Annotated in this window: 10 protein-coding genes; 4 read left to right on the top strand and 6 right to left on the bottom strand. The window is 63.5% G+C overall.

Translation table 11 applies throughout. The annotated features are described in order from the left end of the window. A complete protein-coding gene (locus VGB75_06075; GenBank protein ID HEY0166593.1) occupies positions 1-666 on the top strand; it encodes an RES family NAD+ phosphorylase in 666 nt (221 codons plus the stop codon). 196 nt (positions 667-862) lie between these two features. Here VGB75_06075 and VGB75_06070 read toward each other — a convergent pair whose 3' ends face one another. Together VGB75_06070 and VGB75_06065 are read right to left on the bottom strand one after the other, a co-directional pair. Beyond that, positions 863-1,231, bottom strand: a complete 369-nt coding sequence (locus VGB75_06070; protein HEY0166592.1) for a hypothetical protein — start codon at positions 1,229-1,231, stop codon at positions 863-865. A 37-nt stretch (positions 1,232-1,268) separates the two neighbouring features. Continuing rightward, the gene (locus tag VGB75_06065) at positions 1,269-1,703 is read right to left on the bottom strand and encodes a hypothetical protein (protein HEY0166591.1); all 435 of its coding nucleotides are present in this window, start codon (positions 1,701-1,703) and stop codon (positions 1,269-1,271) included. Positions 1,704-2,328: 625 nt separating this feature from the next. Here VGB75_06065 and VGB75_06060 point away from each other — a divergent pair. After that, on the top strand, positions 2,329-2,682 hold the full coding sequence (locus VGB75_06060) for a hypothetical protein (protein ID HEY0166590.1): 354 nt from the start codon (positions 2,329-2,331) through the stop codon (positions 2,680-2,682). An 83-nt stretch (positions 2,683-2,765) separates the two neighbouring features. Here the strand turns inward: VGB75_06060 and VGB75_06055 are convergent, their stop codons facing one another. Beyond that, the gene (locus tag VGB75_06055; GenBank protein ID HEY0166589.1) at positions 2,766-3,221 is read right to left on the bottom strand and encodes a hypothetical protein; all 456 of its coding nucleotides are present in this window, start codon (positions 3,219-3,221) and stop codon (positions 2,766-2,768) included. A gap of 205 nt (positions 3,222-3,426) precedes the next feature. Here VGB75_06055 and VGB75_06050 point away from each other — a divergent pair, with 205 nt between their 5' ends. Further along, on the top strand, positions 3,427-4,470 hold the full coding sequence (locus tag VGB75_06050; GenBank protein HEY0166588.1) for a hypothetical protein: 1,044 nt from the start codon (positions 3,427-3,429) through the stop codon (positions 4,468-4,470). A 75-nt stretch (positions 4,471-4,545) separates the two neighbouring features. Beyond that, positions 4,546-5,865 (top strand): protein kinase, encoded by a 1,320-nt coding sequence (locus tag VGB75_06045; GenBank protein ID HEY0166587.1) that lies wholly within the window; start codon positions 4,546-4,548, stop codon positions 5,863-5,865. A 69-nt stretch (positions 5,866-5,934) separates the two neighbouring features. Here the strand turns inward: VGB75_06045 and VGB75_06040 are convergent, their stop codons facing one another. Genes VGB75_06040 through VGB75_06030 form a run of 3 tightly spaced genes read right to left on the bottom strand, consistent with a single transcriptional unit; the run spans position 5,935 to position 14,797 of the window. Beyond that, positions 5,935-12,114 (bottom strand): S1 RNA-binding domain-containing protein, encoded by a 6,180-nt coding sequence (locus VGB75_06040; protein HEY0166586.1) that lies wholly within the window; start codon positions 12,112-12,114, stop codon positions 5,935-5,937. Beyond that, complete coding sequence (locus tag VGB75_06035; protein ID HEY0166585.1) at positions 12,102-13,313, bottom strand: hypothetical protein; 1,212 nt, start codon at positions 13,311-13,313, stop codon at positions 12,102-12,104. Before VGB75_06035 ends, VGB75_06040 begins: the two co-directional genes overlap by 13 nt. Then, positions 13,310-14,797, bottom strand: a complete 1,488-nt coding sequence (locus VGB75_06030) for a hypothetical protein (GenBank protein ID HEY0166584.1) — start codon at positions 14,795-14,797, stop codon at positions 13,310-13,312. The genes VGB75_06035 and VGB75_06030 overlap by 4 nt, the downstream gene beginning before the upstream one ends. Positions 14,798-15,659 lie beyond the last annotated feature (862 nt).

The raw sequence follows: 15,659 nt of genomic DNA, 5'->3' as shown, positions 1-15,659 counted from the left end.
TTGGGCAACATCAAACCACCCGTGACGCCGGCCGGCGTTCCCACGAACCTGACCCTCACAGCCGGCACCGTCTTCTACCGCGTCCACCAAAGCCGGCACCCGGCCGACTCGTTCAGCCCAGTCCTAAGTCACCGCTACTACGGGGGCGGACGCTTCGACGCGACCGCCGACGACAGCTACCTCTTCATCTACATGGGCAGCAGCGTCGACGTGGCCGTATCCGAAACGCTGCTGCGCGACCTCGACCTCACCGGGTCCCTCCGAACCCTTACCAAGCGCAAGATCATCGGCCGTCGCATCAGCGCCGTCGAACTGACCGGCGACATCCAGATCACTTCGCTCCTGTCGGGCCGAGACCTTGGCGCCTTGTCACAGGACCCCTGGCTCACCACGGCCGATCCACGCGACTATGCCCAGACCCGGCACTGGGGCCATTGGATCCGTAACCATCTCCCCGGGACCGCCGGCTTCGTATGGCCCAGCCGCCGCGAACCGTCCGGCCAGTGCTACATCCTGTTCGGTGATCGCCTGCCACCGGGAGTCGGACTTGTGACCATGTCCGACCCGCAGGTGCCGCCGGGCAATCAGGCGGATTTTGACACTCCGGTCGGCCTGCGCGCGCTCCGGCGCCGCTTGAACGCCTACGGCGTCAGCATCACCCGCTAGTGCCTCGGTCGGCTCAGTCGAGAGTGGTGTGGCGATCTTGCGTAAGTGGGGCCCGCGACTGGCATTCGTGGGGACAGCGACCTTCGGACGTCCACGTTCCGACAGTGTCCATCGCTGATTGGACCGACTGTCATCGCTGTGCCAGCGGCACCGGCTAGCTGCCAGCAAGGAAGATCAGGAGGTACTCCTACGCAACTTATGCGTCTTCCGGATCGATGGTACGCAGGTCGTGCAGCGCAGTTCGGGCATTGTCCAACGGCTGCTGCCAACCGCCGAGCCCGGGCTGGGACGACAGGACGACCTCCAGCGCGGCCAGGGTTTCGTCAACTGTCACGTAATCCTCGGGGTCGGCAGCCTCAGATGAGCGCAACGTGTCTACGGCAGCCTCGCACTGGTCCAACTGCGCCGTTACGTCGCGGGGATACAGCGACACCGTGACCTGCTCGCGACATTCGGTCACGGCAACCGTCAGGCGCGCGAGCGCATCCTCCCAGTCCGAGACACCGTCGGGTACTTCATCACTTGGGCCAAAATCGTCATCCGAGGCGAAATCGTTGTCTGTCACTGCTACAGGATGCCAGGCCCTGGTTGGCTCACCGAACTCAGCGGTCGCCCTGACGCCGAACATATGAACGAATTTGTTCTTGCGTAGCCCCGATCGACTTCGCCAAGATGCGGTTGCGGTCAGCTGTCCAGGGCAGCGTTCCTGCTGCCTCTGCGCGCTTCCAGGTTTCGACCTGCTGGTCGCTGAGCAGATCGCGGTGAAGGGATCGAACGACAGCTCGCCGGATCGGGCCTGCGTAGCCGGCACGCAACGCGGCTGGGTCGTTGGCTAAGTCGATCAGCACGATGGAGGGATGCCAGCCGTTGGCGTGGGCGTTATCGACGGCCCGCATGGCCGCCCAGCCACGGGTACGGGCGCAGTCGACGCCGGTGCCGGCGGCTAGTTCCCCTGTCGTGGCGACTTCATGCTCGGTTCTCAGCAGAAGAGCGTGTTCGTGATCGGTGACGTACTGCGCGAGGTCGAGGCAGTTCATGCCAGACACCGTCCCCAGTGCACTGCTGGCGTCCACCAGGATGCTGTGGAGGTCGGCAACCTCTGCGTCCGGGGCAGTAGGTGCTGGCCTGGAGCCCGTAGGACCTGCCTGTTGTACTGACGGTGGGCTCGGTCGCTGCGCTGGGCGGCAGGGTTCGCGCGGCAGCGGCAGGCCTGGCCAGCCGCACGAGCAGAGAAGGTCGCTTGCACAGGCCCAGCCAGCCCGCTCGCGTGCGACCATGCCGAAGTGACGGTCACCAGCGAGACGCGTAAACGATTGTGGGGCCGCTCGGGCAACCGCTGCGCGATCTGCCAGGCTGAACTGGTCCGCCGTGACGAGAGCGGTCTTCCCGGTGCGCTGATCGGAGAAGAGGCCCACATCATCGCGCGCTCGCCCGGCGGACCACGACACGAACCACTCGAACCCGGTGTCCGAGACGGATACGACAACCTGATCCTGCTGTGCGCCAACGACCACACGCAGATCGACGCCCAACCATCCCGGTACACGACCCAGAACCTGCGCACTCTCAAGCACCGGCACGAGCTATGGGTGCAGGCGCGGCTAGGCACGGCCCGCGAGGACGACGGCCCCACACTGATGACGCTGATGCGCTCCGCTGACGATGTCTGGCCGCTGCTCTCACACGCGTACGGCTGGTCGCTCGGCATGCCCCAAGCAGCTCACACCCGAGCACGAGGACATCATCGACGAGGCGCTCCAGACCATCGCCGACTGGTGCGACATCTCCGACGACGTCGAGGAACAGGGGCTGCGAGCTGTGCGTCAGGCCAAACGGTCCATCACCGCCGAGCTGGAGTCACTGGCTCAGGCGGGCTTCCTTCTTCTGGGAGGGGAGCGACAAGCCGCCTTCGGCGGCGGCTCCCTCGTCGGCCCGATCTTCGTGCTGCAGGTCGTCCGACCGGACGAACTCGCCGAGCTTCGCGTGCCCGGCACCGCAACCGCGTCGGAAGACTGATCGAGCCAGAAATCGCACGGACCACGTGAGCCGAGATTGGTGCGATGGCGCAGACCTGAGAGGAGGTCACGACTACCCGGGCTTCATTCCGGTGCGCGTTGGCCCTCTGGATGTTCGCCGAGGACCGCTTGAATCGTGTGGAAGAACGGCGTCGCGGACAGTTCGAGCCAGGCTTCCGGGTTGATGCGCAGTTCCGTCGGGAGGGGTGTGGTTGCGTTGATGACCGCTCCGCTCGAACGCTCGTACAGCTCCTGAGCCCACACCCCTACGGCGTACCGCAGGCCCATCAAGTCCTCCCGCTCGACCACGCGCAGCAGCGCGCGGGCAGCGGAGGTCGTCCAGAACTCGTGCTGCACGGCCGCAAGCAGGTCCTCGACCGGAATGATCGACCGTGGATCTGCAGTGAGCTCATTCAGCACCGAAGCGGCTACCCGCAGCAGTTCGGAGCTTGTGGTGTCAGGCGTCTCGCCGGGATGAGCAAGAAGTGTTTCGGCGAGCAGCCGCAGAGCAGATCGAGGAGTGGAACTAGCTTCAGTCACACAATAAATGTAGTGTAAGTCCTACAGTTATGGAAGGCTGCCCGTCCGTCAGGCATTGCCGTACACCGGGTCGTCGTCGGACGGCGAGCGTCGCATGGCGCTGCGTGAACTGCCTTGAGGCGTCGAGGAGTGGCGCGGGTAGACGTCCCGGGGGCGCGCCGATCACCCAGCCGTTCGCGTGGGCGACGTCGGTGGCTGTGATGCCATGGATCTGGGTCGCTTCGACCGGCCCCTGCGGATTCAGCCGGGTGCTCCACTCCTCCAGCACCCGACACCCGAGTTGTGGGGCGCAGAGAACGTCGAGGCGATCGTCACCGAGCTCCGCGGCATGACGTTCGATCAGTGGGTCGAACGCGTTCGAGCCGCCCTACCGACCTACGAGCCGTTCGAGCACGCCGGGGACGACTACACCAAGCTCGAGCCTCTCATGGAGCTTTGGGAGAACTTCGACGCCCGGTGGCTCCTGCGGGCGCTCCTCGAGGCCAACGACCCCAACGAGGAGGTCCTACTCGACCTGACCGCCCTCTGTTCCGACGGGTACCTGGATGCCTACAACTTCGATCCTCAGACCGCAGCCACGGTCATGTTCAGCGTCATGTTTCTCAATCGCACCCCGGCAGTGGTCATCACCGAAGGCACTAACGACGCCGAGTTTCTGCAGGCCGCGATTGAGATCCGGCGCCCGCATCTGAGCAACTTCGTCCGATTCTACGACTTCGGAGCTGTGCCCGGGGGCGCGTCCGTCGCCCTCAGCACGGTGAAGTCGCTGGCCGCTGCCGGCGTCAACAACCGGGTGATCGTCCTGCTCGACAACGACACTGCTGCCCGCGAGGCCCGACGCAGCCTCCGCAGAGTCCAGCTGCCCAGCCATTACGCCGTCGACCACTACCCGGAGATTGACGTAGCGACGAACTACCCGTCGACCGGACCGACCGGACCGCACACCGGCAACGTCAACGGCCTCGCCGGCTCCATCGAGCTGTACCTCGGTGCCGATGTCCTCACCGACCCGGCCACTGGCAACCTGCGCCCGGTGGTGTGGGGGACACACATCCCGGCGCTCAGCGCCTACCAGGGCGAGATCGCAAATAAGGGAGCCGTGCACGACGCGTTCCGCGCGAAGGTGATCGCGGCCCGGCACAATCCCGCGCTCGTCGTCACCCAGGACTGGAGCGGCCTGGACGTCATCCTCGACCGGCTAATGGACCTGCTCCGCACGTGCGGGGTGCCCGACCCCGCACAACGTTGATGGAATCGACCGCCGGGTCTGAACCACTTCGACCGCCGAGACCCAGACGCCGGTTATCGGTGAGAAGATGCCGCCATGGCGAAGCTGAATGCCGGCGCCCAACTCGGCTCCTGGACTCTGGTAGCAGACCCGGAGAACGGGGGAGCGCTCAAGAACGGATCGACTCATGTCTGGCGGGCCGCCGACGCCAGCGGGCGGGCAGGAGTACTCAAGTTCTGTGCGGACCCTGCCAAGGCGCTAGAGCCTAAGCAGCCGTCCTACTCGCGCAAGCGTTTTGTTCAAGAGCTCAATCTGATGAAGACCCTCCAGGGCACGCCCGGCGTGCTCCCGGTCCTTGATGTGGACCCGAGTAGCCACAGCGAGTGGTTCGTCACGCAGGAGGCAACGCTTCTCGGCGATCACTTTGGCGTGGTGCCCGACCTGTGGGCGGTAGTTGACGCATTTGCCGAGTTGGCGGCCACCCTGACCGACCTAATCCAGACCCACAGAATCACCCACCGCGATATCAAGCCCGACAACCTGTTCTGGCTCGACGGACACGCCGTCCTAGGAGACTTCGGTATCGCCCATCATCCCAGCAACGCCGGAATCACCGACGCGGGGACTAAGGCTGGCCCTTGGGGCTACATCGCACCGGAAGCCCTGAACAACGACAACGTCCGCAACTGGGCGCCCGTCGATGTGTACTCCTTGGCCAAGTGCCTGTGGAAGTTCGCGATGGGAGAGCCTTACCCACCTCAGGGCACCCTGCACGTCTTCGAGAAGCAGAACAGCCTTTATCCGGTCGGCGGAGACGCCGCCTTCGAGCTCGCGCGGCTCATGGAAGTCTGCACGATGCACGCACCGCATACGCGCCCGTCGATGCGAGACGTATGCGACGAGCTCAAGTGCTGGCTAGCCGACAACCCCGCTGACACCATCACTAAGCCCGACCCGTCCAAGTACCCCAGCTTCTTCGATCGCGGCTACTCAATGAGGAAAGCCGCCCGAGGAGGGGAGGACTTGATCGTCGAAAACTGCGTCCGCGGCATCATGAACCCACTGCGCCAGTGCCTCTCGGGGCCAACGGACCTCGTCGACGCGTCCGCATCAGACCTCAAGCCTCCCCAGGCCATCATTGACCACGTCACCCATGGAGACCCCGATTACGCCAGCGAGTTCGACGCCACCCTCGGCCTCGAGTGGAACGACCACCCGACTTTACGAGTTATCGTCCAAGGGATCGGTGACAACGACGAAGCCACCTACTACGGCCAGTGGCAGACGCGACCAGACCCGAACAGCCCGTGGACTCCCGCGACTCCGATACGCCACACCAGCGGCCGCCTCTGGTTTCCCACCGACTACTCAACCCGCGCCTGGCTCAGCCAGCAACTCGCTGCGGACAAGCCGTAAGGCCGCGGTGACGATGCGTAGCGCGGTTGCGTTGTCCTAGAGGGTGGTCAGTTCCCTCGCCTGGGAGGGCTATCTAGTCGTGACCCGCACGCGTGCCGGGCGAGCGGCACGGAACAGTCTCTTCGGTTCGCCCGGGTCGAGAATCTCGTAAGTGACAGTTGACGGCGATACGTTCAGCTGCCGGCACGCCTTGGTTACGGCGTCGGCCACAGTGTCGGCCTCTATCACGACTGACCGAGGCTGACTCCTGGGCGCCGGCCGTACCGAGACGGGCGTGACGGGCCCCGCCGGTGTGACCGTCCGGGGCGGGGCGGCAGCAAACTGAGTACGCGGTGGCATAGGCGCGGCGGCCGGCTGCCGGAGCGACAACTGCACCTTCTTGCGCTGATCGTCAAATCCGATAACCATGGCCGTCACCTGCTGGCCCTTGCTTAGCATGTCCGACGGCTTGCCGACCCGCATCGACGACAGCTGTGTAACGTGGATGCTGCCCTCGACTCCGCCAGCGAGTTTGACGTATGCAAAATGGTCGTTGAATCCAGTCACGACGCCGGTGAGCGGAGTACCTATTTGCGTTGTCAACTTGAACGCCGGGTAAGGCTCGGGCAGCAGCGCCTTCACTGAGAGCTCGATCGTTCGCTTCTCGTCATTGAAGCCGGTAATTTGGGCTGTAACTCGATCACCCGGCTTGTAGAGCTTCGACGCATCGGCAACGTGATCGCGCGAGATCTGACTCGCATGCAGGTGTCCCTGGGCGCCGTTCGAGTGGCGGACGTTGACGTGCTGAGCGTTTGCCCGCTCGACTACCGCGTCAACCTTCTCGCCGATCTTGTGACCCGCCTTGTATTCGGCGTAGGGCTCGGGCAACAGCGCTTTCACTGAGAGTTCGAGTTCGCGTTTGTCGTCGTCGAACTTGATGATCTGCGCCGTGACCTCGTCGCCCGACTTGTACAAGTCAGCCGCGTCACCTACATACGGCCACCAGCGAAGGTTGCTGACGTGGATGACGCCTGGTGCACCGTTGGAATGCCGGACGTTGACGTGAGCTTTCGACACCCGGTCCACCGTGGCCGTGACTTCTTCATTGAGCTTGTGATGCGCCTTGTACTCGAAGTATGGGTGCGGGAGCGTGTTTTTGCGTGACAGATCAACTCGGCGTGCGCTGTCGGAGAATCCGAGCACCTCGACCGTGACCGAGGCACCTATTTCGGAAAAGTCTTCAGCAGTGCCGAGGTGCAGGTGATCCAGTTCGGATATGTGAATCGAGCCGTCAACGTCGTCTCCGAGGTCGACGAACACAACGTGCTCGATCCTTTTCTCGATGATGCCGGTAACGCGCTCGCCAGGCGCGTAGCGCTTCTTGAAGGCCTCGAACGGGTCGGGCTTGAGTGCCTTGACGGACAGTGTCGGCATGCCCTTTGAGGTCAGTGTGGCCTGAAGTAAGGCTTGGAGGTGGTCGCCGACAGCCACCACCTGGTCGGGGTGCGTGATTCGGCCGGCCCACGACAGCTCCGCTGTAGGAACGAAGCCCTCAATCTCACCATCGATCTCGACGGATACTCCGGAGTTGGAGTACGACTTCACGATGCACTCGATGGCGCTGTATACCGGGTGTTTGATGGTGAACGCTGCCATGCGTGCCCGTTGTTGGGTCAGCGGCGTTGTCTCGTCGATCCGGACCGTTGCCCTCATCTCGAACGGTTCGGTGAGCGTGCCAGGAATGTAGGGCGTGCGGTCATCCACCCGCAGGTGATGGGTCCGGGCCCAGAATGACCAGACCTCATTCGGCCAGTCGGCGTCGTCGCTGAGTTCCGCTAAGGCCGTCGCCGCCGAGCGCGAGAGCGGCTTCTCCGTCTTGCCGAGCACCACGGTCCCCGGCGGGGCCGGATCATCGGCCTCTTCGTCGAGGTCAGGCCCTTGCTCGTCATGCGGAGCGAGCAGGGTGTCGGCAGCCGGGCTGGCCCGGTGCCGGCCCTTAGATTTCGGGCTCCTGGTGGAGGATGAGTTCTCATCCTTCGGCAGGCCGTCGATGGTGATCTGGCCCGCCTGCTCTGCCTCGATTCTTCGCAGACCGTCGATGCTGAGTCCGCTGACGTCTAGCCGTGCTCGATCGCTGCCAAGCTTGATCATGATCGCGTCGCCGCAGCCGAGGGGTGGCGCCTCGCTCGCCGACTCGGTCTCGCCCAGGGGGTTCGCGTTGCCCGAGGCCTTGGCACGCTTTGGTCGGACATTGAAGTCGAAGCAGTGCACGATTCCCAGTCCGCTGTCCTGGTGAAGAAGCCGGGCGGTCACGTAGCCGTTCGCGTTCGGTGGTGACTCAACGACGGCCGTATAGACCCTTTCGCGGCCGTGATTGCGGCGGGTCTTGTCGAGAATCTCGTTGCTGGCTCCGCGTCCGTCTTGTGCCTGGGACCAGTGCTGATGGAGCAGTTCGAGGAGCGTAATGGTTAGTGTGCCCTCGGCGCGTGCTGGCACCGCGGTAGCCGTGAACTCGGCGCCAGAGACGAGGTTCTTCAGCTGGACGGTGCTGCCGCGGTCCAGACTGACAGCAATCTCGCGCCGCTTGACCTGTTCGTCGTCGTAGCGTGCCCACGCCTCGGCCAGGACGAAGCGGCCCTCGCCGTCGACGCGGTCGAAGGCGCGAAGCGACCCGCCATGGTGCACTAACGGTCGGCCGACACGAATCTCGATCGGATCGCCCGCCTTCAAGTCTGGGTGTTGCCCAGCATTGCTCACCTGGCCCCGGCGCCAGTCCGGGCGAAGTTTGACGACGTAACCGTCGTTGTCGCGTTGGTAGCCGGTGATCTCGTACCAACCATCGGAGTCGATGGGGTACTCGCGGTCGACTTCGACGCGCGGGGTTGAGGCATCCATGCCCACGCTGGCCTTCGCACGCCAGGCGGCTACCGGGTCTTCGCGTCGTCCTGGTTCGGTTGCCCGGGACTGCCGCTCACAATCCTCGGGCCGGTCAGCCCGGCAGGGAAAGCACTGGCCGCAGGCCTGAAGCGTGCCAGTCTCACGATCAGCTTCGAGCAGCTCGGTCTGTTGCGTTCGTTCGTCGTCGTATCCGCGACGTGGAGTAAGTCGAATTTCCGTCCTAAGGTCATCCGCGCTGCCGGCCAAAGCCTCCTCGTCTAAAGCGAGTCTGTTGCGAGTCCGTGCGCGGCGGCCCCGACGTGGGTCCTCGCCTCGTTCCTCGCGGGTCTTGGGTCGAGGGAACGGCGGAATCGGTGCTTCCGTAGTCCGCGCCGTGGTCACCTCGTCGACCGTCTCCAGCTCAAGGCGGACGCGTTGGCCCACCGGCCAACTGTCGATGTACCGCAATGCCTCGGTCTTCTCCGCCTGGGCGGGGGCATACTTCGATGCGGCAATTACCATGCGCATGGCATCAACGACGCTGGACGGTTGTTTCTCGTCGGGTTGGGTCATGGCCCATTCCTGCGCTATGACCAGCGAGGAGATGCGGTTGTCGAGTTTGGACTCACGACGTCGCAAGGCCACCACGTGCTCGGCGCTGGGCGTTGGCAAGGAGTCTTCTTCGACGGTGAACACACGCGGCACTGTGCTCGAGACCGTTGGCGACGCCGCATGAGGCGCGCCCAGGCTGTTCTCTACGTTCCCTGCTTCGGGTGCCGGTCGCTCGACGACCATTGGGGTCTGAGGTTTGCTCGTCGGTTGGTACTGGCCGTCGCCAGCCTTGACGAAGATGTTCGTGGCCATCGCGCGCGTCAGCACACCACGGGTGCGGTTGATGAGCGCTGGCTCGACGAACCTCCTGACCTCCTCTTTCATCGCTGGTGACAGCGCGGCCAGAACATCGTGACGCTTCTTCGCCACTTCGAGCAATACCGCGTGGTTGACCCACCACATGCGCGCCCAGTCCTGCCGCTTCGGCGAGTCGTCCCATGGAGCCACGTTCGGGTCGGCCCACTCCCAGGCCGCCGCCACCAGCAGGACCAACTCGGCCTCGTCGTCGCACAGTGACGACAGCCCCCGGTGTCGTTCGGCGGCCTCCAGCCGCCAGTCGTCCGGCCAGTCAAAGTCGTCAAGGAGCAGACCGCGTTGCCCAATCAGGCGCGTGTCTTCGAGCAAGCCGATGACGGTGGCAACCTCCGGGACGCAAGCGAGGCGATCGGCAAACATGACCGCGAGCGCACTCGCGGTCGAGCCAAGCCCCTGGAAGCGGGTCAGCTCCTTGCCAAACGATGTCGGGTGACCATCGCTGTCCACGGCACCCCCCGCACGCAGCGCTCGGTCGGCGCGCTCCAGCTCCTTGACGAAGACCTTTCGAGCTTCGGTGGCTTCCTCGTCCAGTTCTACGGTCATCGGTTGGAACGCCGCCGGCCAGTCGAAGCTGAGCACATCATCGATGCCGCCCATCTTGGCGGTCATGACGAGAGCCTCAAGGTTGTCTCGGGTCGACCCGGGCGGGGTGTCCTCCGCCAGGTCGAGGAATTGCCCTTTGCTGTAGAGCGGAAACACCCAGCCGGGTGCCTTCCGGCCTACCCGTCCCCAGCGCTGCCTGATGCCGGACTGGCTGTGTGGTTTCGTCGGGATGCTGCCCTTCGCCAGCTCGGGATCCCACTCGGACTGAGCGATGATGCCGCTGTCGACGACGAACCGCACACCTTCGACCGTCAGGGAGGTTTCCGCCAGGTTCGTCGAAATGACGATCTTGCGGGGATCGCCTTTCTTTCGCTTCGCGAGGGCCTTCGCTTGGCGGTCCTTCGGCAGGCTGGAGATGAGAGGGAAGACCTGGTCCTTGTAGGTGCGACCGAGCGCTTTCTCGATCTCCTCGCAGACGGGCTCGATCGTTCGCCTCGTCGGCAGGAACCCAAGGATGTCGCCGAAAATCTTTGCGTCGTCCAGGCCGCGAGCTAACTGAATGACGAACTTCGCCATCTCGGCGGGCATGCGTTCCTGCCACTGATCGGTTGGAATCTTGCCCTTGTAACGCAGACCGGAGACCAGCCGAGTCGTCGCCCACACATCCTCGGAATATCCGTCGTCCAACCTGTCAGTGACGTCGTCGGGAAAGCGAAGTGGTTCTGCGTATTGCGACTTCCAGTGCGTGCGAACGAAGGACTCCTCGTCACGCGGGCTCTCGGATGTCAATGGCAGTGCTTTGTCGTCCCAGCGCTCGAGGACGTTGCCCTCGCCTTCCTCCGGGGCGTCAAGGTTGGCGAAGAGGGGCAGCCCGTAACCGAAGGTCTTCTCCGGCGGGACGTCCATGACGTGCGCGTTCTCCGGTCCCCCGAAGTACTCGAGGTAGAAGTCGGTGTTGAACGTTGCCGAGGTGACGATGACCCGCAGGTGCGGATATCGGGGAAGCTCGCGCTTGAGGTAGCCCATGATGAAGTCGATGTTCGTGCTGCGTTCGTGTGCCTCGTCGACGATGACCGTTCCGATGCGGCTTAGCCGGCCCTCTCTAAGCCAGTTGATCATCGTGCCGTCGGTGACGTAGATCAGCTCGCATGCCTCGTCATGGTTGCGGTCGCCGGACACCTGGTAACCGACCGGGAAGCCAGGGCCGACGCCGCCGGCTCCGGACATCACGCCGCCGACGAACGAGGCCACACCGACGGCGGCCTGTACGCGCGGCTCGGTGACGATGATCGGGCCGAGGTCTGTCAACTTCGCGAACGTTGCATCGGCGGGCACGTTCGTCAGGGTCGATGGCGGTGGGTCCATCAGCCGGTAGGGAGCGAAGGTGGATTTGCCGGTCCCGGTGCCCGCTTTGAGTATCAGCACCTGCTTCTCACGGAGCTTGTTGACCATCTCCACGACGTGCTCGTCGGTCATGCCGACGCGGACCTCTTGCAGGTCGTAGGAGGTGCCTTTGACCTCCTCGTGTGCGGTCGGCAGTGGGCCCAGGCCACCTAGTGGTCCGGTCGGGTTTTCGCGGTCGGCGACCTCTCCGACGGTCTTGAGGTCGATGTACGCGACCGCGAGACCTTGGATGTTGACGCGATGCTTTTGCCGATGTTCCTTGCATCGGTCGGAGCGGGAGCCGCCCCGCTCGACGAGGTTGTGCGCCCAATTCTCGTTGTAGGTCGCTTTCTCTAGTCGTGTGCGGAGCGTGGCGCGCAGCTTCTTGAGCTGGTTTTTGTTGGCTCGGCTGGCCTCCAGCACGGCGATGTCTTTCTGCAGGCCTTCGATTTCGCGCTGGCAGTCCTTGCAGGTGAACGCCCGCATGTGAGATGCGGATTTGCCGCGCTTGGGCTCATCGCTGCTCGTCACGTCGACCACACCGTTCCCTTTCGGAAGGTGCTGCTTTCGGTGAGCAGCGGCTTCCGCTCAGTCGGTGAGTCAGACTGAACGGCCTGGCCGCTCTGCTGACGTCCACCGCCGCGGTCAGCGTTGCGCTGCCTGGGATCACTTTGGTGACGGCCTTGACCGTTTGAGGTTCCACCGCTGCCGCGGCTACCGTTCGGCTGCCGAGCGTTGTTGTCTTTCCGGGGCTTGGGTGGCGTAACGAAGTACATGGGCTGAACCGAGACAGAGCCTGGGTGCTTGAGTAGGTGGGTGGTCAGCGCCCGGTAGAAGCCGACCACCGCTGTTTCCAAGCCGGTCTGGTACATGTGCAGGTGCACGTGACGTTCTATGCGTGTGAGCTCTTCGAGCTGCCGGAGGCTTAGGTCGTAGACCAAGTCATCGGTCTGCGCGGCCGGCCGGGGGCGTGAAATCTCCGCGTTGCGCAGCCATGCGCCGTGCACGATGGCGTCCATCTCCGTGTGCCGGATCGAGAGCAACGCGAACTTGAGCGACAGCGACGCTGTCGGTAGCTCGGTGACGAGTGGCAGTGCCCGAAGCGGGAACGGGTGCGCGGACTTCGAGCCGTCGCGGTACTCGACCGGTGCGTCAACGCGGGTGGCGCCCGGTTCGGCTGCGACGAACTCGCGCAAAATCTCAGCGACAACCGCGTTGTTGATGCCGCTCGGAGATACCGGAACCCGGCGAGTGGCGTCCGGGTTGAGTGCCTCCCTGATCTGGGCGCGGAATCGCGCCTCGACGGCGCGACCGCCGAACACTCCGTCCTCGCCCGGCCACACATTCGCCGGCTCCTCGGCGGCGCCGACGTCCTCTGAACCGGTGGCGCCACGCACATGGGGATCGACCACTAGGACGGGAAGAAGGCGTTCGGCGACGAGTGACATGGCAGCAGCGCGAATGTCTTCGGGCAGGCCGCTCGGCCAGGAGTCCGGGTCTATTCCAAGCAAAGTCGTCTGCTGGACATCGGGTACTCCGACGGCGACTCGTGGGGCGTTCGCCTGATTCAGAGCGGCCTGTTCGAGCCGGGTGGCCAGCGCTTCGAACCGTGCAATGTCGAGTCGATCGCCTGGATCAGCCTTGCTGGCGCGATTTGCCGCTGAGCGCACGTCATCGACCAAGGAAACAAAGGACGCCTCGGCCGGCAATCCAATAACCCACAAGCGCTCGGTACTCATCCGCGGGAAATCCTCGACTTTAGCAGCCGGTCCTCAATGGTCTTGTCGATGTCGGCGAGCCGGTCCGGGCAACGAAGCACCGTGATCGGAGCCCGAAGCGTTGGTGGCAGGGCATCTCCGGGAACGAGTAGCGCTTTATGGCCAGGGACTTTGGCTGAGGCGATCTCGTCAATCACATTGGGATTGATCGAAGTGCGGGGGAAGACGGTCAGTGTGTCGACGCCGCTGAGGCCGAACGTCCAAGGGATCGAGTCGTTCGCGTGCAGGCCAGTGAACGTGATGGCCGCCTCGTCAGAGTAAACCGTCCAGTCAACCCCCTTGGTGCAGTCCTCGATGACCCGCACCACCGACTTGGTGCCGGCTGCCGCGGCGTCCGTGGAGTTGAGCCGGCGATACAGCATGCCAACGGTGATGGCGCCGCGGCAGATTTCCGACTCGGCTTGCCGTGCCAGCCGGTCGGCCCACTCAGCGCCACCGCTGAGGATCGAGGCGGTACGTCCGCTCGTTGCAAGTAGGTAGTCCATCTCGATCTCGCGCCAGACTTGGGACAGCAGTAGGAAGCAGATGCGCTCTGGCGTGATGCCGCGGTGTTGGACGGCATCGTCAACCCGCGCCCTCAGGTCTAGGGGCATCGGTGTGATCGCCAGGAACAACTCGCGAGCCTCGCGGGGTGTGATCGCCGCAGGGTCGTCGGCGCCAAGCGTGACGCCAACTGTTCGACCGAAGCGACGTAGGCTCGACGGAACCTGCTGCTCTGGGTGACCGTTAAAGTCGAGCGGCTTGCCTTTGTGGAGGATCCGGGCGTTGCGATCGAACCGGATTTCCATCGTCCCGCCATTTTGGAACGCGTCACACAGGGTCAGTGCGGCAAGCGCACGATTAGCCTCGTGAGTAGCGACGTGCGGCACCTCGCAGGTCTGCCACGCGGGCACCGAGAGCCCGTCGAAGCTGGAGTCTTGGGCTATTGCGCCCAGTGCGACGATGACGTTTTGACACGCGATCCGCAGCGGCCGGACCACGAAGTCGCGAGGCCGCTTCTCCTTCTCAAGGTGGCTGTGCTCGTACGCAGGACCAATTTGGTCAAGCACACGCCGTAGGCCCTCCTCACGAGACGACAGTTCCTCGTCCAGCGAAACGAGGTAGTCATAGGCATCTATATCAAGAAGTGCGGCCTGATGCTTATGGTCCACATCTGATAGAAACCAGCGTACGACCGGATCGTGATTCGCAGGTTCTTCTCCATCACCCAGGCATACAACACAGGCGAACGACGCGTCGTCAACGGTAGCAATCGGGAGCAGATTCACTGGCGCGTTGAAGAAGCCGCTGGCCATTATTCGCAATGCATCCTCGATGCCTCCTTCGCGGCATAAAAGAGTCAACGAAACCGTTGCCGCCACCAAACCCGATGCCTCGGCGTCTACAAGACTTTGTGGCATTAGAAGGCCCTTCGCCGCGCAAAATGCGCGAGCTTCAGTCAGCACTATGCATGCTTCACTGCCGGGACATATTCACTGGTGGCTCTTTGCCGAGCGTTTCCGTCTGAAGGATCGTAGGGGTCACGAAAAACCCTGAAGACGTTATTTTTATCGATATATCCGTGTCCGTGGCCCGGCCCATCTGGCTTGCCAATCCCGCCGAAGTAGACGTGCGCGCCCATCTCTTCCAGGAATTGACCGTCGTAGCGTACTGCACCCTTCATGTCCCAAATCCGATTCGGGGAGTCCACCGAAGTATCACGACCTGCGAGCGGCCTAGGCATCGCTGGTGGTGCTGTCGGGCTAGATGACAGATAGTCTCTCGAGACGTGGTTGTTGCCGCAAGCCATGCCGTTCCCCCGGAAACTGCGCGGAGGAACAGCCTCCCGCTATGCGCCGCTTGGCGACTCCTGTACGTCGCGCCAGATTTAGGTAGCTTGCCAGCCTGTATGTCCCGCGTCAACAGGCACCGATAGCACATCCAGTCGGGCTATCAAGCCCCAGCCCGCCACATGGCGTCCCAAGTGTTGTAGGTGGTGTGCGGCGGCAGCCACCACTGCGAACTAGTTTGTCGTCGGATCAACCACCAGGGGCTGGGTCGCCGACGGGTAGCTCAGCCGTGCGAGCAACCGAGTCAGTTGGTTCTCCGAACGACTTCAGGCAGCCAGCGAGTAAGCCGACAAGAGGTCCAGCTCGTTGAAGCAAATGTCAAGCCGAGGCATGCGTTCGTTAGGGTACATACCAAGGACAGAAAGCTCACATCGCAAGTTGAAAAAGGAAGTAACTTCCAGAATTCGTACAGCTTTACACCATAAAGGAATGTGAGCGAGTTATCTAAGGGCTAACCAGAAAAGCGCTTATCTATCGC

Origin of the sequence: Jatrophihabitans sp. (assembly GCA_036399055.1) — a bacterium.
Classification (GTDB): Bacteria; Actinomycetota; Actinomycetes; order Mycobacteriales; family Jatrophihabitantaceae; genus Jatrophihabitans_A.
The sequence above is the reverse complement of the archived record's forward strand: the minus strand, read 5'-3'. Positions and strand labels throughout refer to the sequence as shown.